We start from the raw sequence: 20,639 nt of genomic DNA on the forward strand, positions 1-20,639 counted from the left end.
TTCCGTATTGTTCTTAGCGGAACATGGTTCCACTTGTTCAGGATGCCAGAGCCTGTGGGCCAGCGCCACATCACCCTTCAATGGAGGAACAGCCATGCAGTACCGCACCCTGGGGCGCACCGGCGTCCAGGTCAGCACCCTCGTGCTCGGCGCGATGAACTTCGGCAAGCTGGGGCACACCAGCCAGCGCGAGGCGACGGCGATCGTCGACGCCGCGCTGGAGGCCGGAATCAACCTGATCGACACCGCCGACATGTACAGCCAGGGCGAGTCCGAGCAGATGGTCGGCACTGCCATCGCCGGCCGTCGCGACGACATCGTGCTGGCCACGAAGGCCGGCATGCCGATGGGCGACGAGCGCAATCAGCGAGGCAGCTCGCGCCGCTGGCTGGTCACCGAGTTGGACAACAGCCTGCGCCGTCTCGGCGTCGACCACGTCGACCTCTACCAGATCCACCGGTGGGACCCGACCACCAGCGACGAGGAGACCCTGTCCGCGCTGACCGACCTGCAACGGGCGGGAAAGATCCGCTACTTCGGCTCCTCGACCTTCCCCGCGTACCGCATCGTGCAGGCCGAGTGGGCCGCGCGGGAGCACCACCTGAGCCGGTACGTCACGGAGCAGCCCAGCTACTCGATCCTGCAACGAGGGATCGAGGCCCACGTCCTGCCAGTGACCGAGCAGTACGGGCTGGGCGTGCTGGCCTGGAGCCCGCTCGCCTCGGGCTGGCTCTCCGGCGCGATCCGCGCCGGCCGGGAGATCACCACCAGCCGCTCAGCGATCCTGCCCGCCCGCTTCGACCTCAGCGTCCCGGCCAACCAGGCCCGGCTCGACGCCGTCGAGCGGCTGGCCACCGTCGCCGACGAGGCGGGGCTCACCCTGATCCAGCTCGCACTCGGGTTCGTCACCGCGCACCCGGCCGTGACCAGCGCGATCATCGGCCCCCGCACCATCGACCACCTGCACGCCCAACTCGCCGCCGCGGACACCGTGCTCCCGGCCGACGTGCTGGACGCGATCGACGCCATCGTCGCGCCGGGGGTCGACCTTGCCGCCGACGAGAAGTTCGACACCCCGCCCGCCCTGCTCGACCCGGCGCGGCGGCGTCGCTGAGCCTTCGGGTGCGGTGGTCGGCGCCAGTGGTCCCCTAGGATGAGACCCATGAGCGCTGAGGCTGTCGGCATGCACATGCCAGCCGTTGTGACGCTCGACGACGTGGCGGCGATGAACGCTGCCGATCCGAACGGTCACCGCTACGAGACCAGCCCCGAGGGGGTCCTGTCGGTCATGCCGCCGCCAGATTCGGAACACGCCATGATCGCTAGTCGCCTCTTCGCCTGGCCGATCGTGGCGGGGTGGCCCGCCGAGCAGGTGCTTCAGGCAGTCGGTGTGCGCATCTCCGGACCGGACGGTGACGGTGGTCGTATCCCTGATGTGAGTGTCTGGCGTAAGCCGCCCTCCCGCAGCGTCTGGGCCACGGTCACCGACGTCGTACTCGTCGTGGAGATCGTCTCGCCGGGCTCCGAGGCGATGGACTCGGTGACCAAGGTCCGGGAGTACGCGTCGGCGGGGATCCCGCAGTACTGGGTGGTCGATCGGGACGCCGCGCAGACGGTCACCCTGCACCGGCTGAACGGGGATGGCACCTACGAGGCGCAGGCACGGATGCCGCTGGCCTGGCTGCTCCAGACCGCCCCCGCCGACCATCTCGACTGAACGCCGGCATCGGCAGCCCCGGCCTGTCGTATCGTTCCGGGATGGTGCAGCCGGTGTGGGCGAACGGTGACGCGTACGAGGCGTACGTGGGTCGGTGGAGCCGCCTGGTCGCTGTGGAATTCCTACGCGGGTTGGCCGTTGCGCCGGGGCGGCACTGGCTCGACGTGGGCAGCGGCACCGGAGCGCTGACCTCGACGATCCTCACCCACAACGATCCGGCCGAGATAACCGGCATCGACCCGTCGGAGGGTTTCGTCGCGGTCGCGCGTACCCGGGTCACCGACCCCCGGGCGGCCTTCCAGGTCGGTGACGCCCGGGCGCTGCCGCTGCCCGATCGCGTCGCGGACGTGGTGGTCAGCGGATTGACGCTCAACTTCGTGCCGGAGCCCGCGCGGGCGGTGGCGGAGTTCGCCCGGGTGGTCCGGCCGGCCGGGGTGGTGGCCGCCTACGTGTGGGACTACGCCGAGGGGATGGCGATGATGCGGCACTTCTGGGCCGCCGCCGCACAGCTCGACCCGACCTCGATCGAGCGGGACGAGGGCAGACGCACCACTGTGGGCCAGCCCGACACGCTCCGCACGCTGTGGGAGCGGGCCGGATTGCGGGACGTGTCGGTCTGGCCTGTCGACGTACCGACGACCTTCACCGACTTCGCCGACTACTGGACACCGTTCCTCGGCGGTCAGGGGTCGGCGCCGGGGTACGTCGCGACGCTGGCCGAATCCGACCGGGAGTCGCTACGGGAGTCGCTGGCCACACGGCTGCCGGTCGAGCCGGACGGGTCGATCCGGCTCACCGCGCGGGCCTGGGCCGTACGCGGCACACCGCCCGAGTAACCGTCGCGCCGCACCCTTCCGGGCCCTTGTCGCAATTCGGACAAGACGGTAAAGCCCCTGGTAGAGCACCCTTGGGGCAGGTGGAGGTAGACGGGTGGCGGGCCACATCCCGATCCTCCGGCTCGGTGGGGACAACATCGTCCGCACCGGTGCCGCCCTCACCCAGCCCGGCCTCGAAGCCGTGGCGGTCACGGCACAGCCGCCGTGCCGATCGCGCGTACGACAGGGCGTGGCTGTCACCGACACCCCTGCGGGCGCCCGCAGCGGTGCCTCCGCCCATCGGGACAGGGACGTCAGCACCACAGGCAGTCAGGCAGCGCTGTCCGCCGGTAGTGCCTACCGTCCCCGTGCCCCGCCGGCCTTTCGCACTGTGGACCCCGCCGGGGTCCGGCGTAGCTCGACCGCGCGCCGAGACCCGGCGACCGAGCAAGAAAGGGCCCGACATGGCCGCTCCCACGGCAACCGCAGCCTTGAACGCATCCGTCTTCGCGCCGGGTGACCAGATGCTGCTGACCGTCACCTACTCAGACGCCGACACCAAACCGCTGACCGTCACCATCGTGGTCACCGACGCGCAGGGCAACAGCAGCGCGCCGGTCAAGGTCACCGCGGTCATCGACCCGCTCACCGTGACCGTCACCGACAACTCCGGACGTACCTGGACCCGGGTTTCCGACAACGGCTCCGTGGCCGTGTATCGGTCGGTGGCGTGATGCCCCGGGTAACCGTCCAGGTCCGCGACGCCGCCGGCAACACCGCGACGGCCGCCGCCGACTACAGCCTGGGCCAACCCGTGCTCGGCGGCTACTACCTCTCCGGCGGCGCCGACCCGACCGCCGACATGGCCGGCGGCAACTTCCGGTCGCTCACCCAGTACCGCAGCCTCGCCGACGGCTACATCTTTCCCGGTTACAACCGGCAGTGGCTGGTCAGCCTGGGCAAGGCCGGGGTGCAGATGAACATGGTCCTGGAGCTGAAGCACTACGGCGCTTCGAGCAACGGACCGCAGAGCTTCGTGGTGGACGGCACCAGCTACACGGTGCCGCCGCCGACAATGACCATCCAGCAGCGACCCGGCGCGACCTGGCCGAAGGCGTACGGGTACGGCCAGGTGATCAAGGGGCAGTGTGACGGGTTGCTGGCCCGTGCCCTGTCGCAGTACCGGACGCTCGGTTTCGGGGTGAACATCCAGCTCGCCTCGGAACTGGACACCGATCACGAGTTCGGCACCACCGAGGACGGCAAGGCGTACACCTGGGCCGAGTCGGACGCTCGGGCGGTGCTGGCGATGAACTACATCCTGACGTGGTTCAAGGCGCGCACGCTGCCGGCCGGGACGACGTTCTCGGTGGGGCTGGGCGGCTTCGACCGGGCCTGCTTCCAGCGCACCCACCCGGAGTCGCTGATGTCACGTCTCGACTATCTCCAGTGGAACGCGTACGGCACCAACGCCAGCCACACCGCGCTGGCCCGGTTTCGTCGTACCAAGGACTGGGCGGTGGCGGATCTCGGCCCGGTGGCGCTGTCCCGACCGGTGATCATCGCCGAATGGGGGGTCAGGTCTGCTGAGATCCCGGACCAGGCGGCCTGGATCGCCACAGTGCCGGCGGCGATCGCCCAGCTCAACGCCGAGCGTGGGCCACGGATCGTGCGCACCAACTACTTCAACTCCGGGTGGGGCACCCTGACGCCGAAGGCGGCCGGGTTGGCCGCGCTCCGCGAGGCGTACGCCAAGCGGCCGTACGTCTGACCGGGTTCCGGCGGCTCCGGGCTCCGGGGCCGCCGGAACCGCGCCGGTCAGCCCTCACCGAGCCGTTCGGCGTACGCGTCGCGCAGCTCGGGCCAGCCGTGGTCCTTGGCCTCCGCGCCGCGGATCGGGCCGACCGGGTCGCCGTCGAGCAGCCGGTCGGCCACATCGAGGCAGAGGTGCCAGCCGGCCGCGACCATCGGCAGCATGCCCCGGTCGGCGACTGTGTGCCGAAGGGTGAGCCGGGTGCCGCTGCCCAGCGGGCTCAGCTCCCAGCGCAGCAGGTCGTCGCCCCAGGTGTACTCCAGCAGGTGCGGCGGCTCGGCCCGGCGTACCGTCGCCGGGTCCTCCTGGGTGGTCTCGCCGTCGACGAGGGTGAGCACGGCCGCGCCGGCGTTGCCGAGATCGCGGTCGGCGAGGAACGGCGCCCACTGCGCGAGCTGGGCCGGGTCGGTCAGTGCCGCCCAGACGACACCTGGCGGATGCCGCAGGTCGCGGACGAAGACCAGTGTCGCGCCGGCGTCGGTGGGTTCGGCGCGCACGTCGGCGGGTGGGCTCGGGCGGAACGCGTCGCGGTCCATTCACTGCTCCTGACTGTCGAGGTGCCGTTCCAGGGCGTCAAGGTGTCGGGCCCAGAGCCGCCGGTACGGGTCGAGCCAGCCGTCGACGTCCCGCAGCGGGCCGGGGTCGAGGCGGTAGATCCGCTGTCGGGCTGCCGTCCGGCAGGTGACGAAGCCGGCGTCGCGAAGCACCCGCAGGTGTTTGGAGACGGCTGGCTGGCTGACCCCGAGCCCGTCGACCAGCTCGCCGACGCTGCGTTCGGCGTCGAGGAGCTGATCGAGGATCCGGCGCCGGGTGGGCTCGGCGAGGACGGTGAAGGCGTCGGTGGACACCTGCCCAATATGCCTTCTCCGTCATATGACTGTCAAAGCATACGACTACAGCCGCCGTCCCGACGCGGTACCACCGATCGGCTCCCTATGCTCGGATCATGGAACTTCGGATCTTCACCGAGCCCCAGCAGGGCGCCAGCTACGACCAGTTGCTCGCCGTCGCCCGCTGCGCGGAGGACGCCGGCTACGGCGCGTTCTTCCGGTCCGACCACTACCTGATGATGGGCGACGTGAGCGGCGAGCCCGGCCCCACCGACGCGTGGACCACGCTCGCCGGCCTGGCCCGGGAGACCAGCCGCATCCGGCTCGGCACGCTGATGACCGCCGCCACCTTCCGGCTGCCCGGCCCGCTGGCGATCACAGTGGCGCAGGTCGACCAGATGAGCGGCGGCCGGGTGGAGCTGGGCATCGGCACCGGCTGGTACGCCGAGGAGCACAGCGCGTACGGCATCCCGTTCCCGCCGCTGGCCGAGCGGTTCGACCGGCTGGAGGAGCAGCTCGCCGTCATCACCGGGCTCTGGGCCACGCCGACGGGGGAGCGGTTCGACCACGACGGCCGGTACTACCCGGTCCGTGACTCGCCCGCCCTGCCCAAGCCCGTGCAGCAGCCGCGTCCACCGATCCTGCTCGGCGGGACGGGCCCGAAGCGCACCCCCCGGTTGGCCGCCCGCTACGCGGACGAGTTCAACCTGCCGTTCGCCTCGGTGCCGGACACTGCGGCGCAGTTCGACAGGGTCCGCGCGGCCTGCGTCGAGATCGGCCGGGACCCGGCCGGGATGGTCTGGTCCAACGCTCTGGTGCTCTGCTGCGGGCGCGACGACGCCGAGGTGGCCCGCCGGGCCGCCGCCATCGGCCGGGACCCGGACGAGCTGCGCGCCAACGGTCTGGCCGGGACGCCCGCTGAGGTGCTGGACACCATCGGCCGGTACGCGGAGATCGGCAGCGAGCGGCTCTACCTCCAGGTGCTGGACCTCAGCGATCTGGAGCACCTGGAGCTGGTCGCCAGCGAGGTGATGGCGAAGCTCTGAGTCGGCCCGATGGCGGTGGGACGACGCCGCCGCTCAGGCGCGGTGCGCGCCCGTCCCGACCGCGTTCGGGTCGCCCAGCACCGTGTCCAGCCGCCCGTCGTGGTCACTGTCCACGTAGGTGATGTCCGGGATCCCGTCACCGTCCACGTCGATCTGGACGACGTCGGCGACGCCGTCACCGTCGAGGTCGGTGACCACCTCCACCGAGCCGTCCAGGTGACGGGTCACGATCGACTGTGCGCCACTGGCACGCGGCGGCGGGCCGGGCGCCGGCACCGGCGTCGGGGCGGGCGCCGGTGCCGGTGTCGGTCGAGGACCGGGAGTGGGCGACGGGTGGCTCGGAAACCCGCCGGCCGGCGGCGCGCTGGCCTGCTCGACCTCGGTGCCGGTGGGGTCCAGCTCCTCCTCGGAGGGGAAGACGTCACCTCGTGCGGCCGGATCGCGGTAGCTGCTCATGGGCGTAGGGTTCCCCGACGACGACGAGAACAACCGTGCCCGATCGACCGGTGTCCTGGGTGCCCGGTCTGGCGGAAGATGTCGGGACCGACGCCACGGTCATGAAACGGGGGTCCGAGCGTGGAACTGCGCCGGAATCGGGGGGCCCGTGTGCTCGCCCTGGTGTGCGTACTCGGTGGAGTGCTGCTGTTGGTCTATCCCAGCGACGGCGCCCTGCTACGGACGATCATCGCGGTGGGGGCGATCGCGCTCGGCGCGGTGGCGCTGGTCAGCGCGATGCGGCCGTTCCGATTCGGGATCCACGCGGACGGGCTCACCATCCGGCGGCCCGGCCTGCGCCGGGATGTCCGGTGGGCGGAGGTCGACGCGCTGGTCCTCGACGAGCCGCCCCGGCGTGACGGTCATCCGGAGCCGCCGCGACTGCTGTTGGTGCCGGTGCCGGGTGTGACGGTTGAGCCGCTCACCGCCCGCCATCCGCTCGACGGCCGAGCGGCAGTCGAGTTGCTCGTCCTCGACCAGGTCCGTGAGCAGCCCGAGCAGGTGTCGGCCGCGTTGACCCGCTATGCCGGCGACCGGTTCGTCGACCTGCTCGCGGTGCGCCGCGCCGCCTTCGAGGCACCGGAGCTTACGGTCGGCCTGCGTGGCTACCAGATGGACCGGGTCGACCGGTTGATCCGACGCGGCCAGGACGCGCTGATGACCGGGGACGCGTCAGCCCGGCAGGCGGCCCGGGGAGAGATCGAACGCGCCACCACTGCCGGTCTGCCGATCGCCCAACGTGGTTACAGCACATTCCAGACGGATACCGTTCTGGACGCCCTCGTCACCGCGTTGGCCGACCACCAGAGCACGGATCGGGAGACCGCCACATGACCGCGCAGGGATCGCACGCCGCGTCGGCCACCGACGTTCCGCGCCGCAACTGGGCCGGCAACGTGCAGTACGCCGCGAAGGCGTTCCACAGCCCTACCTCAGTCGACGAACTGCGGCGGCTCGTCGCCGGCAGCAGCCGGATCCGGGCGGTGGGCAGTGGGCACTCCTTCAACCGTCTCGGCGACACCGACGGTGACCTGGTCAGCCTCGCCGGGTTGCCCCCTGTCGTCGAGGTGGACCACGAGCGGGGGCAGGTCACAGTGAGCGGCGCGCTGCGCTACGGCGATGTCGCCCGACAACTGCACACCCAGGGGTACGCGGTGGCGAACCTCGCCTCACTGCCGCACATCTCGGTGGCCGGCGCGGTGGCCACCGCCACCCACGGCTCCGGCCAGACCCACGGCAACCTGGCCAGCGCGGTCGCCGGCCTGGAACTGGTCACCGCCGACGGCGATCTGCTCCGGGTCGACCGCGACACCGACACGTTCGCCGGCATGGTGGTCGGGCTCGGCGCGCTCGGCCTGGTCACCCGGGTCACGCTGGACGTCGTGCCGACCTTCGCGCTGCGCCAGTACGTACGCCTCGACCTGGACCGGACGGCGTTGGACGAGGCACTCGGCTCGGCGTACAGCGTGAGTGTCTTCACCGACTTCCGTGAGCCCCGGCTGCGCGAGGTGTGGCGCAAGCAGTTGGCCGACCAGCCGCCACCCCCTGCGGACTGGCTGGGCACCACAGCCGCCGACCAGCCCCGGCACCCGGTGCTCGGGATGCCGGCGGAGAACTGCACCCCGCAGCTCGGTGAGCCGGGCCCGTGGCACGAGCGGCTGCCGCACTTCAAGCTCGGCTTCACCCCGAGCAGCGGCGACGAGTTGCAGTCCGAGTACCACGTCGCGCGGACGGCGGCGGCCGACGCGCTCGCCGCGCTGGACGACCTGGCGGACCTGATCGCCCCGGTGCTGCTGGTGTCCGAGCTGCGCACTGTGGCGGCCGACGAGCTGTGGCTCAGCCCGAACTACCGGCGGGACAGCTTCGTGCTGCACTTCACCTGGGTCGACGACACGGCGGCGGTGCTCCCCGTGGTGGCCGCCGTGGAGGAGCGCCTGGCGCCCTTCGCGCCCCGCCCGCACTGGGGCAAGGTCTTCGTCACCGACCCGGCCGAGCTGTCCGCCCGCTACCCGCGCTACGCCGACTTCGCCGCCCTCCTGACCAGCCTGGACCCAAAGGCCAAGTTCCACACCAACGCCCTGAACCGCCACTTCCCCCGCTAACCGAGCCCCCGCCCCCGTCCCGCCCCCGCCCCCCGCTTCTCCTGCGTTGATCATGAAGTTATTGCCACCCGGCGCGGCGTGTCGGGGCAATAACTTCATGATCAACGGGGGGCAGCGGGGGGGGTCAGGGGGTCAGCGGGAGGGGGTGGGGGTGCGGAGGGTGCTGCGTTGGACGGCTCGGCTGATGTCGCTGGGGGAGACTATGCCGGTCAGGTGGCCGTCGTCGGTCACCACCAGGGCGCGGCCGTCGGCGCACTCCGTCAAGCGGGGGAGCAGGTCGTTGAGCTGTTCGCCGGGCTGGGCCAGCACCAGTTCGTCGGCTCGACAGGCCACCTCGGCCAGTGTGGTCGACGCCCGCCGCTCCGGCGGCACGCCCCGCACCCGGTCGACGGTGACCAGGCCGGTCGGCCGGCCGTCCTCGGTCAGCGGCAGCGCCGAATGCCGGTACGCGAACAGGTAGTGGTCGACGAAGTCCGCGACAGTCATCTGCGCCGAGGCGGTCTGCGGCTGCGGGGTCATCACATCGCCCACCCGAATCCCGCGCAGCGCGGTGCCGGTGCGGGCCTGCCGCTCCTCCATCCCGGCCGCCCCGATCAGGAACCAGCCGATCAGCGCCAACCAGAGCCCACCGAAACCGACACCGGACAGGAACTGCCACAACCCCAGGCCGATCAGCAGCACGCCCAGCACCCAGCCGGCCCGGGCGGCGACGACTGATGCTCGGGTCCGGTCGCCGGTGGCCTTCCAGACCGCGGCGCGCAGCAACCGGCCACCGTCCAGGGGTGCGGCCGGCAGCACGTTGAAGATGGCCAGCAGCACGTTGATTCCGGCCAGCCAGGCCACCGCCCCGAACAGCAGCCCGCTCTGCCCGGCCAACGCGAGCAGCGCCGCGATGGCACCGAAGAACGCCCCAATCAGCAGGCTGACCAGCGGGCCGACGCCCGCGATGCGCAACTCCGCGCCCGGGTCGCGCGGCTCGCCCCGCAACTCGGCCACGCCGCCGAACAGCCACAGCGTGATGCCGTCGACAGTCAACCCGTTGCGTTTGGCCACCACCGCGTGCGACACCTCGTGCGCGAGCAGGCCGACGAAGAACACCACCGCCGCGGCCAGGCCGGCAAGCGTGTACGCCACCGGCGAGTGATCGGGGTACGAGCGGGGGAACTGGTTCGCGGCCAACCCCCACGCGATCAGCGCGAAGATGACCAGCACGCTCCAGTTGACGCCGACCGGCACTCCCGCGACCCGGCCAAGCCGGAAACTGGCCCTCATCCCACCGAGATACCCCGCCAGGCCGTGGGCATGCTCGGGGACTCCGCCTGATCGGTCGGCGGTGCCGGCGGGACGCCCCGGGCGCTGGACGGCCCGGTGGTCGCGCCCGGCCGAGTCGCCTTGATGATCCACTCCGGTTTCGTGAAGTCGGGTTGTCCTGGCGCTGGGGATGCCCCGACTTCATGAAACCCGAGTGGGTCTTGAGCGCCCGCCCGATGCCGGGCCGAGGTCAGCGGCGGGGGGTTTCGCTGGCGATGGTCATCTCCCGGGGCAGGGCCGCCGCCCGCAGCGCCCAGTCCAGCGCGTAGTCGGCGATCTTCTCCCAGCCGTCCTGCCCGACGGTGAAGTGCGAGCGGCCGGGAAACTCCTCGTACGCGGTGAGGGCACGGGACTTCTGGTAGAGCCCGGCGTTGGTGCGGACCACCGACGCCGGCACCACGTGGTCGGACCCGCCGGCCATCAGCAGCAGCGGCGCCCGGTCAATACGACCGACGTCGACCCGGGCGGGCGAGCGCGGGTCGAGGTTGGCGAACGCGCCCTCGAAGAAGACCCGCCCGGCGCCGGGGACGGCGTAGCGCCGCCAGGCCCGGTCGGAGTCCTCGCGGCTCATCGTGTTGCCGAAGGTGTAGGCGAAGTCGTCCGGGGTGAACGGGACTGCCTTGCCGCGGTTGGCGGGGCTGCGCAGGATGGGGAAGCCTGAGCGCAGTTGGCTCAGCGGCACCTTGAGCACGCCCTTCACCGCCGCGGGATGCACTCCCACCACCGCCGCGCCGAGTCCCCGGTCGGCGAGGACCTGGGCGAACAGGCCGCCGAACGAGTGCCCCATGATGATCGGCGGTCGGGGTAGCGCCCGGATGATCCGGTCGTAGTGCGCCACGATGGTGGCCATGCTCTGCTCCGCGATCGGGCCGGGGTCGTCGCGTAACTCCTCCACCGACCGGTCCATGCCGGGCCAGGCGGGGGCGATGACGTGCATGCCGCGCTCGGTGTACCGCTGGGCCCACCCCTCCCAGCTGCGGGGCGTCATCCAGAGCCCGTGGATCAGCACAATGGTGTCGACCTGACCCTGCGGCGTGGCACCCATCGCGTCCTCCCGGTGTCGCGGCTCGGCCCGGCGGTTACCCGCTGTGTCCGTCCGGAATCCGGCTGCCCTGACAAATGTCACGGCCGGGAGGTGACGGCCGCTCCGGGCATCGGGGTACGCGCCGCCGGAGCATCAGTGGCATGACCAGTACGCATCCGGCTGTCGAGTTGGACGGCCTCACCAAGCGCTTCGGCGCGGTCACCGCTGTCGACGGGTTGAGCCTACGGGTGCAGCCCGGCGAGGTGGTGGCCTTCCTCGGCCCGAACGGCGCGGGCAAGACCACCACCATCGACATGCTGCTCGGGCTGTCCCGCCCGGACACGGGCACCGTCCGCGTCCTCGGCGGCACGCCGGACGACGCGGTGGCCCGAGGCCGGGTCGCCGCCGTGCTCCAGACCGGCGGGCTGCTCAAGGACCTCACAGTGGGCGAGACCGTACGCATGACCGCCCACTTCTACCGACACACCCGCCCGGCGGCGGAGGTGTTGGAGCGGGCCGGCATCACCGACATCGCCGACCGGGTGGTCGGGCGCTGCTCGGGCGGTCAGCAGCAACGACTGCGCTTCGCGCTGGCCCTGCTGCCCGACCCGGACCTGATGGTGCTCGACGAACCGACCACCGGAATGGACGTCGAGGGTCGGCGGGACTTCTGGCAGGCCCTGCGCCGCGATGCCCGGCGTGGACGGACGGTCATCTTCGCCACCCACTACCTCGACGAGGCGGACGCGTACGCCGACCGGATCGTGCTGGTCCGGCAGGGGCGCATCGTCGCCGACGGCACCACCGCGGAGATCAAGAACCTGGCCGCCGGCCGTACCGTGCGGGCCACACTGCCCGGGGCCGACCAGGCCGCGCTCGCCGCGCTGCCCGGGGTGGACGCCGTGGAGGTGCGCGGCGACAGCGTGCTGGTGCGGACCGGCGACTCGGACGCCGTCGCCCGGCACCTGCTGACCCGGACCGCCGCCCGGGACGTCGAGATCACCTCCCGCAACCTTGAGGACGCCTTCCTCGCCCTGACCACAGCGCAGACCGGAGCCTGAGATGACCACCTCCACCCCCACCCGCTCCGCTCTCATCGAGCCGGACCGTCGGCTGCCCGCGCTGGGCGGGTTCGCCCCCGGCGCCCTGCTCATCGAGCTGCGCCGGGTGCTGCGAAACCGCCGCACCCTCGCCTTCACGCTGATCATGCCGGGCGTCTTCTTCCTCATCTTCGGCCTGCCGCAGGGCGGGCAGTCACTGGACAACGGTCGACCGGTGACGGCGTACGTCATGATCAGCCTGGCCGTCTACGCGGCAATGGTGGCGACCACCAGCGTCGGTGGCGCGGTCGCCACCGAACGGGCGCTGGGCTGGAGCCGGCAACTGCGGCTCACCCCGCTCCGCCCGGCGGCGTACGTGGCGACCAAGCTGATCACCGCGATGAGCCTCGGTCTGCTCGCGGTGGTCATCGAGTTCCTGGTGGGTGCCGTGGCCGGCGTCCGCGTCCCGGCGTACGTCTGGCTGCTGTCCGGGCTCGCCGCCTGGGTCGGCTCGCTGGTCTTCGCCGCGTTCGGTCTCTTCATCGGCTACCTGGCGCCAGCCGAGAACGTCATGCAGATCATCGGCCCGGTGCTGGCGGTGCTGGCCATGTTCGGCGGGCTGTTCGTCCCGGTCGAGGTGCTGCCGGACGTGCTCCAGCAGGTCGCGAAGTTCACCCCGGTGTACGGCATGGGCGTGCTGGCCCGCGCCCCACTGACCGGCGACGGGGTGAGCCTGGCGGCGGTAGCGAACCTCGTCGTCTGGGCGCTGCTCTTCGGCGTCGGCGCGGCCCGGCTGTTCCGCCGGGACACCGCGCGGGTCTGAGCGGCCGCGACCGCTAGCGTGAACACGATGGACCTCTCGACCGGGCAGCCCTGGCCGGTGAGCCGCCACTGGCGGATCACCGGCTGGCTGCTGGCCGCCGTCTGGCTGTTCTTCCTCAACGTGCCGCTCGCCACCGCGCTGCACCAGCCGGAGCTGTGGCGGCGGGTCCTCGGCGTGGTGGCCCTTGTCGTCTTCAGTGTCGGTTACGTGCTGCTGTTCCAGTGGGCCCGCAAGCTGCGCCAGGCGCTGGTGCCGATCCCGGTCGGCCGGGCGCGGGCCGGGCTGGCGCTGCTGCTCGCGGTGGGCCTGGCCAGCCTCCCGGGCACCGAGGGGGACTGGCTGGCCTGCCTGGTCTACGTGGCCGCGGCGGCGGTGTTCCTGTTACCGCCGTGGGAGGCGTTGGCCGCCGTGGTGCTCTGCGCGGTGACCCCCATGCTGGCGTCCTGGCTGGTGCCGGGGTGGGAGGCGGAGAACGGCATCGTCTTCGCGGTGCTGCTCGCCTCGTTCGCCATGTTCGGGGTGTCCCGGTTGGCCCAGCGCAACAGCGAACTCCGCGCCGCCCAACAGGAGATCGGTCGGCTCGCGGTCGCCGAGGAGCGGTCCCGCGCCGCCCGCGACCTGCACGACATCCTCGGGCACTCGCTGACCGTGGTGGCGATCAAGGCCGAGTTGGCCGGGCGTCTGATCACTGTCGACAGGGAGCGGGCCGCCGCCGAGATCGCCGAGGTGGAGGCGCTGGCCCGGGCCGCGCTGGCCGACGTACGACAGACGGTCGGGGCGTACCGCGAGGTCAGCCTGGCCGCCGAGCTGGCCGGAGCCCGCTCCGCGCTGGCCGCGGCGGGCATCGCCGCTGACGTGTCGGCCGAGGTGCCGGAGCTGCCGGAGGAGTGGGACCGGTTGTTCGGCTGGGCGGTACGGGAAGGAGTGACGAACGTGGTCCGGCACAGCGGGGCGCGGTGCTGCGCCATTCGGGTGCACGCGGATCGGGTCGAGATCAGTGACGACGGTCGTGGCCCGTCCACTCCCGACCCGAGCGGGCACGGGCTGGTGGGCCTGCGGGAGCGGGCGCGGCGGCTGGACGCTGTGGTGACCGTCGGCCGGCGGCCGGCGGGCGACGGTTTTCTGTTGCGGGTGCACGCGCCGGGGGAGGCCCGATGAGCGGCGGCTCAACGCCGATCCGGCTGTTGCTCGCCGACGACCAGGCGCTGGTCCGGGGTGCACTGGCCGCACTGCTGTCGCTGGAGGAGGACCTGACGGTGGTCGCCGAGGTCGGCCGGGGCGACGAGGTGGTGCCCGAGGCCCGACGCAGCGCTCCCGACGTCGCTCTGCTGGATGTTGAGATGCCCGGCCTGGACGGGATCGCCGCCACAGCGGCGTTGCGGGCCGCGCTGCCTACCTGCCGGGTGCTGGTGGTGACCACGTTCGGCCGACCCGGCTACCTGCGCCGGGCCATGGAGGCCGGTGCGAGCGGTTTCGTCGTCAAGGACACCCCGGCCCGGCAGCTCGCCGACGCGGTCCGCCGGGTGCACGCCGGCCTGAGGGTGGTCGACCCGACGCTGGCCGCGGAGACCCTGGCCGCCGGCGTCAGCCCGCTGACCGAGCGGGAGACCGAGGTGCTGCGGACCGCCCGGGGCGGTGGCAGCGTCGCCGACCTGGCCAGGGCGTTGCACCTCTCCGAGGGCACGGTACGCAACCACCTGTCCGCGGCGATCGGCAAGACCGGTGCCCGCAACCGGGCCGACGCGATCCGGGTCGCCGAGCAGAACGGCTGGCTGCTCGGCGAGTGACGGTGTGCGCCGGTGTTCAGGCGGTCGGCGGTGGGGTGGCCAGTTTGTCGACCACGACGACGCTGCTGCCGGGACGGACCTCGGCGAGCAGTTCCCGCTGACCGCTGCGGGTCAGCCGGATGCAGCCGTTCGTGGTGTTCTCGCCCAGCTCGCCGTCGTGGCTCCAGGTGTGCACCCCGATGTGCGCGCCGCGCAGCCCGGACGGCACCGACTCCGGGTCGTCGGGCACCGAACCGAGGGCGTAGATGTCCACCCCGCCGTAGACCTCCTCGGGCGGTGGGGTGCGGCCCAGGATGAAGGTCCGTCCCAGTGGAGTCTCCTGCCCCGACTGGCCGAGGCTGACCTCCCAGGAGCGCACCGCCTTGCCGGCCCGGTACCAGGTGAGCCGGTGGACGGCGCGTTCCACAACGATCTGGTCGCGCAGCGGCACCGTCTCGAACCCGCCCGGCGGCAGCCAGGCGAGCTGGCGGTTTGCCGAGGGCAGCAGAACGGCCGTCCAGCCGGCGCGTCGCTGGGCGATCGGCATGGTCAGCTCGACACCGCGGATGGTCGGTTCGAGGAAGGCGCGCGGCCGACCGCCGGGCGCGTCGTACGCGGCGATCCGGCTGGTCGGGTGCAGGCCGTCGGTCAGCGGTGTGACGTCCATGGTGAACGGATCGGCGGGGAAGCCTCCGGGCGCGGGGTCGTAGTCGACCACCGGCAGCCCGTCTGGGGCGGGTGCGGCCGGGGGGATCGGCTCCTCCGGGTTCTGCTCCACACTGCTCGGAGTGGGGTCGGCTACCACCACGTTGCGGTCGTCGGGGGCCGTCGAGCTGGGGGTGAGGGCCTGGCCGACCAGCAGCGAGGTCACCAGCAGCGCGGGTACGCCGATCGCGGCGGCCACCCAGACGCCCCGGCGACGGTACGGATTCTTTCGGTCAAACGGCACGAAACCACTCTATGGTGGCGAGTGCTCCGGGGCCCCCGGTTCGGCGAGACCCGCCGTCCGGAGGCCCCGGCCGAATCAGATTCGTGCGCCGATGTGGATGGCCACGGCGTCGTGCGCCGGCACGTTCGCCGCGAACCAGCCGCTACCGTCCACGGTGATCACCGGTCCGCTGCACGTGCCGTTCGCGTAGGTGCCGTGGATGACGTCGCAGTATCGACCGGCGGGCAGCCCCGTGTAGTAGGAACGGCCGTTCACCGCGGCGTCCTCGTCGTTGACGGTGAGGAAGCCCTTGCCGCTGCGGCTGAACGCGATGTGGTTGTTGCCGTTGTCGTACCAGTTGGCCACACCGGCACCCTCGGTGGCGTTGCGGAAGCCAACCATGTTGGCGATCACCGGCCAACGGTGTTCGCACTCCCAGCCGGAGTAGCAGGTGGTGTTGAGCGTCTTGTTGGCGCCGTCCGACGGAGGGCCGGCGTCCCGGTTGCTGAAGGTGTAGCTGGACATGACGGTCGGGGAGCCGTACGGCCAGGCCAGCATGAAGGCGTTCGCCAGCGCGTAGATGCCCCGGTCGCGGTAGGTCAGCACCCCACCGGAGTCGCGTTGGGTGTCGTGGTTGTCCACGAACACCGAAGCCGGGCCGGTGGGCAGGTGTCCCCAGCCCTCGCCGAAGTTGCGCAGGTACGCCAGCCGCTCGGAGCGGAACACCCGGGCCAGGTCCTTGCCGTAGCGGAACTCGTGCACGTCACCGTTGCCGGTGTACTCGGTCGGCTGCACCGGCTCGCCGGCGCCGTAGATGACCTCCTGCACGATGTGCGCCGAGCGGGAGAGCTTGCCCCTGATCGCGGCGATGTCGGCGGCCGGCATGTGCTTGCTGGCGTCCATCCGGAAACCGTCGACGCCGAGCGAGAGCAGGTCGTTGAGGTACGAGGCGATCTTCGTGCGGACGTAGTCCGACTCGGTCTTCAGGTCCGAGAGGTTGACCAGCTCGCAGTTCTGCACCTCGTACCTGTCGTTGTAGTTGGCGATGTCGTCGCCGCCGTTGCGCCCACAGTGGTGGAAGTCCTGGGTCTGGTAGATGCCCGGGTAGTCGTAGTGCGAGTAGGACGAGCCGGCCCAGCCGGTGCCGCCGTTGTCCTGACCGGACATGTGGTTGATCACCGCGTCGACGATCACCTTGACCCCGGCCGCGTGGCAGGTGTTCACCATCGACTGGAACTGGGCCCGGGTGCCCTTGCGGGACTCGATCCGATAGCTGACCGGCTGGTACGCCAACCACCACTGGTTGCCCCGCACGTGCTCCTGCGGGGGCGAGACCTGCACGTAGCCGTAACCCTTCGGGCCGAGGGTGCTCTGGCACTCACTGGCCACCGAGGGCCAGTTCCACTCGAAGAGCTGGACGATGACCTTCTTGCCGCCGGAGGGGGCGGCGACGGCCGGGGGTGTTGTCACGGCGGTGGGGACGAGCAGGCTGGCGATCAGGCCGAGGGCGAGGAGCGCCGAGCCGTGTCGACGTCGGTGCATGGGGACTCCTGACGGGAGCGGGGGTGGTGGTGCGGTGGGGGAGTGCCGGCTTGCCGGAATCTTGCAAGCCTGGCTGGAATTTGCTGAAAGGTTACAAGCGTGTTGCAGCGACTGTCAATGCATGGACATTCGTCACTGTCCAAGTCGGTGGGTGAGGTGGGTACAACGCACGGCCCCGCCCCTCGGTTCGATTTCCGCCCAGAAATTTCCGTCGGCGGGTGATCCGCGCGCCCCGCCGGTCCGTACTGGATGGGGGAGCAGGGGTCGGCCGGTGGTACGCCGCCGCGAGACGATCGAGGAGCAGATGGCCCGGGCACAGCAGGACAAGAAGGCGGCGACCGTCCGGACCAGCGAGAGCAGTCGGGGGGTGCGGACCCCGTCGCGGCCGGCGAGCGCCCTGCTGATCGCGTCGGTGCTCGCCGCGCTCTGGGCGGCGGTCATGCTGACCGGTACCGGCCAGAAGGCGTACGCGTACGGCTTCTTCTTCACCGAGTTCTTCGCCGGGGTGGTGTCCCTGGTGGCGTTGAGCCTCACCGTGATGCTGGGCCTGCTCGCCACCGACCGGCTGGTGCTGCGCATCCCGCACCGGGTGCTGATGCAGTCGGCACACCGGGCCACCGGCGTGCTGGGCGTGGCCGGGCTCGGCTTCCACGTCCTCACCAAGATTGCCACCGGGCGGGCGGCGGCGACCGACGCGCTGGTGCCGTTCGTCGGCGGCCGAGGGCTCTACGTCGGGCTCGGCACTGTGGCCGCGCTGCTGATGGTCAGCGTGATCTGGACCGGCATCATCCGGGCCCGCTTCGCCGGCGTCGGTCCGAAGTGGCTGTGGCGCACGTTGCACTCCACCGCCTACGTGGCCTGGCCGTTCGCCATCGTGCACGGCCTCAACGCCGGTCGGGCCGCAGCGCCCTGGGTGATGTTCAGCTACGGCGGCTGCCTCCTGCTGGTGGTGCTGGCCCTGCTGGTCCGGTTCTCGGTCACCATCGGTCGGCGCAGCCGCGAGCAGCACCAGGCATCGGTGCGCAACGCGGTGATGGCCGGCCGGGCCGAGGAGGCGAAGACCGCCCGATCGCTGCTGGCCGGGTTGGGTCGGCGCAGCAAGGCCGCCGACAAGCGTCCCGCCTGGGCGGAAACCACCACCGCCACCTGGGCCGCGCCTGCCGCGCGACGGGACCCCGAACGGTTCACCGTCCCGGTGGTGCCCGAGCCCGGTTCGCTCGTCGAGCCGACCCGGCCCAGCCGACGTCGGCGGGAGGAGGAGCCGGCAGCCCGCCGCGACACCGAACGGTCCTCGCGCAGCCGGCGTGCCGAGGAGAGCACCACCAGCCGATCGGCCCGTCGCAGCGTGGAGGACACCGGCACCCGCCGACGCGACGAGGAGGAGTTGGAGCCGGTGACCCGGCGGCGCGGCTCCCGCACCCGCGACGAGGCAGTGCCGACCGGCCGGCGACGCGCCGACGAGCAGACCTCTGAGCGGTCCCGTCGCCGGTCCCGCAGCGAGGACGACGGCAGCCGTTACTCGGCGCCGCCGCAGCCGACCCTCGGCGAGGCCGAGGAGCCGTGGGACAGTCCACGCCGGTGGCAGGCCGACGAGCCCATCTCCGCCAGCCCCATCTCCGTCGAGCCGATCTCCGCCGGCCCGATCTCCGGCAGCCCGATCTCGTCGGCGCCGCGCAGCGGCAGCGGCCGGCACAGCGCCGAGGACGACCTGCCCGAGGAGCCGGACTACTGGCGTCCGCCGGCCCGGTACGTGCCGGACGAGGTGGCGCCGCCCGTCGACGACACCCCGACCCTCGTCGACCTGGCGTCCCGCCGTGCTCGACGGGCAGCCGGCGAGGGCAAGTCCAAGCGTCGCAAGGCCAGCGCCGACGCTGTGGACGGGGCGTACTGGGCCGGGCTGCGGGGTGAGGCGAAGTGATGCGGACCGCCGTGCCACCGGTCGCCTGCGTGGGCGAGCCCCGGCTCACCGCCGGCTTCGCCGAGTACGGCCGACTCGACCTGCTCGCGCACGAGGAGGTGCACGGACCGATCGGCCCGATGGAGCCGGCGCAGCTGCTCCAGCTCGCCGAGGGAATGCAGCTCAAGGGCAAGGGCGGAGCTGGTTTCCCGTTCGCCCGCAAACTGCGCGCGGTGCTGGAGTCCTGCGAGCGGCAGGACCTCGCCGCCGTGGTGGTCGTCAACGCCACCGAGGGGGAGCCGGCCAGCTGGAAGGACAAGGTGCTGCTGACCCGCGCCCCGCACCTGATCCTGGACGGGGCGGCGCTGGCCGCGTACGCCCTGGACGCCGACGAGATCGTGATCGGCGTGGCGGACGACGGGGTCGGCCGGGACTCGCTGATGGAGGCCCTCGACGAGCGCCGGATGCCGGTGCAGACGACGATCGTCACGGTGCCGCACCGGTTCATCTCCGGTGAGGGCGGCGCACTTGTCAACGGGATCAACGGTCTGCCGCACATCCCGCCGGGCACCAAGAAACGCTCCAGCGACTCGGGGGTCAGCGGCCTGCCCACCCTGCTGTCCAACGCCGAGACGTTCGCGCAGCTCGCCATCGGTGCCCGACTGGGCCCGTACGAGTACGCGGCGCTCGGCACCGACGACGAGCCGGGGACCGTGCTGCTCACGGTGACCGGTGCGGCGGGCCGACCGGCGGTGGTCGAGTGCACAGCCGGTATGCCGCTGCGCGACGTCCTCGATCTCTGCGAGGTGCCGGACGTCCAGGGCATCCTGATGGGCGGCTACCACGGCAAGTGGATCACCCCGGAGGCGGCGGAGAAGGCCGAGGTCTCCCGCAAGGGGCTGGCCGCCGTCGGCGGCACCCTCGGCGCGGGCATCATCGTCCCGCTCGGTGTCGACACCTGCCCGCTCGGTGAAGCCGCCCAGGTGGTGCGCTACCTGGCCGGCGAGTCCGCCGGTCAGTGCGGGCCGTGCAAGATGGGCCTGCCCGACCTGGCCCGCGCGGTGGACCTGGCCGTCGCCGGCAGCCAACCGGCGGACGTGGTGCGCGCCGCCGCCGGTGAGGTGCGGGGCCGGGGCGCGTGCAGCCACCCCGACGGCACCGCCCGGTTCGCGCTCTCCGCGATCGAGGTCTTCGCCGAGGACCTGCGGCTGCACAGCACCGGCGACGGCTGTGGCCGACGGGTCAAGGGCGTGATGGGGCTGCCGGGAGCACCCGACGCGAACCCGCAGAAGCTCACCCTGGACTGGTCCCGCTGCGACGGGCACGGTCTCTGCGCGCACGTCGTACCGGACTTCATCCGGCTCGACGCGAACGGATACCCCGCCTTCCCGGCCACCCCCGTGCCGACCTGGCTGCGCGAGGGCGCGCTGAAGGCGGTCAAGGTCTGCCCGGAGCTGGCTCTCCGACTCGCCAAGGCTGAATAGCGAAGC

At 71.9% G+C, this 20,639-nt stretch carries 21 protein-coding genes; 14 read left to right on the forward strand and 7 right to left on the reverse strand.

The features are described from left to right. Positions 1 to 94 precede the first annotated feature (94 nt). From AB0B98_RS10075 to AB0B98_RS10095, 5 genes are all read left to right on the forward strand, one after another. On the forward strand, positions 95 to 1,114 hold the full coding sequence (locus AB0B98_RS10075) for an aldo/keto reductase (RefSeq protein ID WP_357361818.1): 1,020 nt from the start codon (positions 95 to 97) through the stop codon (positions 1,112 to 1,114). 48 nt (positions 1,115 to 1,162) lie between these two features. Continuing rightward, complete coding sequence (locus AB0B98_RS10080) at positions 1,163 to 1,717, forward strand: Uma2 family endonuclease (protein WP_357361819.1); 555 nt, start codon at positions 1,163 to 1,165, stop codon at positions 1,715 to 1,717. A gap of 41 nt (positions 1,718 to 1,758) precedes the next feature. After that, a complete protein-coding gene (locus AB0B98_RS10085) occupies positions 1,759 to 2,553 on the forward strand; it encodes a class I SAM-dependent methyltransferase (RefSeq protein ID WP_357361820.1) in 795 nt (264 codons plus the stop codon). 443 nt (positions 2,554 to 2,996) lie between these two features. Next, positions 2,997 to 3,266 (forward strand): hypothetical protein, encoded by a 270-nt coding sequence (locus tag AB0B98_RS10090; RefSeq protein WP_124859437.1) that lies wholly within the window; start codon positions 2,997 to 2,999, stop codon positions 3,264 to 3,266. Continuing rightward, positions 3,266 to 4,303: a hypothetical protein gene (locus tag AB0B98_RS10095; protein ID WP_357361822.1), complete on the forward strand. Its 1,038-nt coding sequence runs from the start codon at positions 3,266 to 3,268 to the stop codon at positions 4,301 to 4,303. Before AB0B98_RS10090 ends, AB0B98_RS10095 begins: the two co-directional genes overlap by 1 nt. A gap of 47 nt (positions 4,304 to 4,350) precedes the next feature. Here AB0B98_RS10095 and AB0B98_RS10100 read toward each other — a convergent pair whose 3' ends face one another. Beyond that, positions 4,351 to 4,881, reverse strand: a complete 531-nt coding sequence (locus tag AB0B98_RS10100) for an SRPBCC family protein (RefSeq protein WP_357361824.1) — start codon at positions 4,879 to 4,881, stop codon at positions 4,351 to 4,353. Then, positions 4,882 to 5,193, reverse strand: coding sequence for a metalloregulator ArsR/SmtB family transcription factor (locus AB0B98_RS10105; RefSeq protein ID WP_238670112.1), 312 nt, complete (start codon positions 5,191 to 5,193; stop codon positions 4,882 to 4,884). A gap of 98 nt (positions 5,194 to 5,291) precedes the next feature. On the opposite strand from AB0B98_RS10105, the gene AB0B98_RS10110 reads away from it, so the two are divergent. Then, complete coding sequence (locus tag AB0B98_RS10110) at positions 5,292 to 6,221, forward strand: LLM class F420-dependent oxidoreductase (protein WP_357361826.1); 930 nt, start codon at positions 5,292 to 5,294, stop codon at positions 6,219 to 6,221. A gap of 33 nt (positions 6,222 to 6,254) precedes the next feature. Here AB0B98_RS10110 and AB0B98_RS10115 read toward each other — a convergent pair whose 3' ends face one another. Continuing rightward, complete coding sequence (locus AB0B98_RS10115; RefSeq protein ID WP_357361827.1) at positions 6,255 to 6,677, reverse strand: hypothetical protein; 423 nt, start codon at positions 6,675 to 6,677, stop codon at positions 6,255 to 6,257. 150 nt (positions 6,678 to 6,827) lie between these two features. On the opposite strand from AB0B98_RS10115, the gene AB0B98_RS10120 reads away from it, so the two are divergent. After that, positions 6,828 to 7,550 (forward strand): hypothetical protein, encoded by a 723-nt coding sequence (locus AB0B98_RS10120; RefSeq protein WP_357361829.1) that lies wholly within the window; start codon positions 6,828 to 6,830, stop codon positions 7,548 to 7,550. Continuing rightward, positions 7,547 to 8,818, forward strand: a complete 1,272-nt coding sequence (locus AB0B98_RS10125) for an FAD-binding protein (RefSeq protein ID WP_357361831.1) — start codon at positions 7,547 to 7,549, stop codon at positions 8,816 to 8,818. Before AB0B98_RS10120 ends, AB0B98_RS10125 begins: the two co-directional genes overlap by 4 nt. A gap of 132 nt (positions 8,819 to 8,950) precedes the next feature. On the opposite strand, the gene AB0B98_RS10130 is transcribed toward AB0B98_RS10125, so the two are convergent. Beyond that, complete coding sequence (locus AB0B98_RS10130; protein WP_357361833.1) at positions 8,951 to 10,090, reverse strand: site-2 protease family protein; 1,140 nt, start codon at positions 10,088 to 10,090, stop codon at positions 8,951 to 8,953. Between the two features lie 229 nt (positions 10,091 to 10,319). Beyond that, on the reverse strand, positions 10,320 to 11,174 hold the full coding sequence (locus AB0B98_RS10135) for an alpha/beta fold hydrolase (protein ID WP_357361834.1): 855 nt from the start codon (positions 11,172 to 11,174) through the stop codon (positions 10,320 to 10,322). Between the two features lie 140 nt (positions 11,175 to 11,314). On the opposite strand from AB0B98_RS10135, the gene AB0B98_RS10140 reads away from it, so the two are divergent. The 4 genes from AB0B98_RS10140 to AB0B98_RS10155 are packed head-to-tail and all read left to right on the forward strand — an operon-like array spanning position 11,315 to position 14,803. After that, positions 11,315 to 12,214, forward strand: coding sequence for an ABC transporter ATP-binding protein (locus AB0B98_RS10140; protein WP_238670099.1), 900 nt, complete (start codon positions 11,315 to 11,317; stop codon positions 12,212 to 12,214). A 1-nt stretch (position 12,215) separates the two neighbouring features. After that, a complete protein-coding gene (locus AB0B98_RS10145; protein WP_357361836.1) occupies positions 12,216 to 13,016 on the forward strand; it encodes an ABC transporter permease in 801 nt (266 codons plus the stop codon). 27 nt (positions 13,017 to 13,043) lie between these two features. Then, the gene (locus AB0B98_RS10150; protein ID WP_357361838.1) at positions 13,044 to 14,174 is read left to right on the forward strand and encodes a histidine kinase; all 1,131 of its coding nucleotides are present in this window, start codon (positions 13,044 to 13,046) and stop codon (positions 14,172 to 14,174) included. Further along, positions 14,171 to 14,803, forward strand: coding sequence for a response regulator transcription factor (locus AB0B98_RS10155; RefSeq protein WP_238670096.1), 633 nt, complete (start codon positions 14,171 to 14,173; stop codon positions 14,801 to 14,803). Before AB0B98_RS10150 ends, AB0B98_RS10155 begins: the two co-directional genes overlap by 4 nt. A gap of 16 nt (positions 14,804 to 14,819) precedes the next feature. On the opposite strand, the gene AB0B98_RS10160 is transcribed toward AB0B98_RS10155, so the two are convergent. Together AB0B98_RS10160 and AB0B98_RS10165 are read right to left on the reverse strand one after the other, a co-directional pair. Next, positions 14,820 to 15,731, reverse strand: a complete 912-nt coding sequence (locus AB0B98_RS10160) for a L,D-transpeptidase (RefSeq protein WP_357361840.1) — start codon at positions 15,729 to 15,731, stop codon at positions 14,820 to 14,822. A 75-nt stretch (positions 15,732 to 15,806) separates the two neighbouring features. Next, positions 15,807 to 17,252 (reverse strand): alpha-amylase family glycosyl hydrolase, encoded by a 1,446-nt coding sequence (locus AB0B98_RS10165; protein ID WP_357361841.1) that lies wholly within the window; start codon positions 17,250 to 17,252, stop codon positions 15,807 to 15,809. A 271-nt stretch (positions 17,253 to 17,523) separates the two neighbouring features. On the opposite strand from AB0B98_RS10165, the gene AB0B98_RS10170 reads away from it, so the two are divergent. Beyond that, entirely contained in the window at positions 17,524 to 19,170 is a 1,647-nt protein-coding gene (locus tag AB0B98_RS10170; RefSeq protein WP_357361843.1) for a ferric reductase-like transmembrane domain-containing protein, read from the forward strand. Further along, on the forward strand, positions 19,170 to 20,633 hold the full coding sequence (locus AB0B98_RS10175) for an NADH-ubiquinone oxidoreductase-F iron-sulfur binding region domain-containing protein (protein ID WP_357361845.1): 1,464 nt from the start codon (positions 19,170 to 19,172) through the stop codon (positions 20,631 to 20,633). The genes AB0B98_RS10170 and AB0B98_RS10175 overlap by 1 nt, the downstream gene beginning before the upstream one ends. Positions 20,634 to 20,639 lie beyond the last annotated feature (6 nt).

Origin of the sequence: Micromonospora sp. NPDC048947 (assembly GCF_040649495.1) — a bacterium.
Taxonomy (GTDB): Bacteria; Actinomycetota; Actinomycetes; order Mycobacteriales; family Micromonosporaceae; genus Micromonospora; species Micromonospora alfalfae.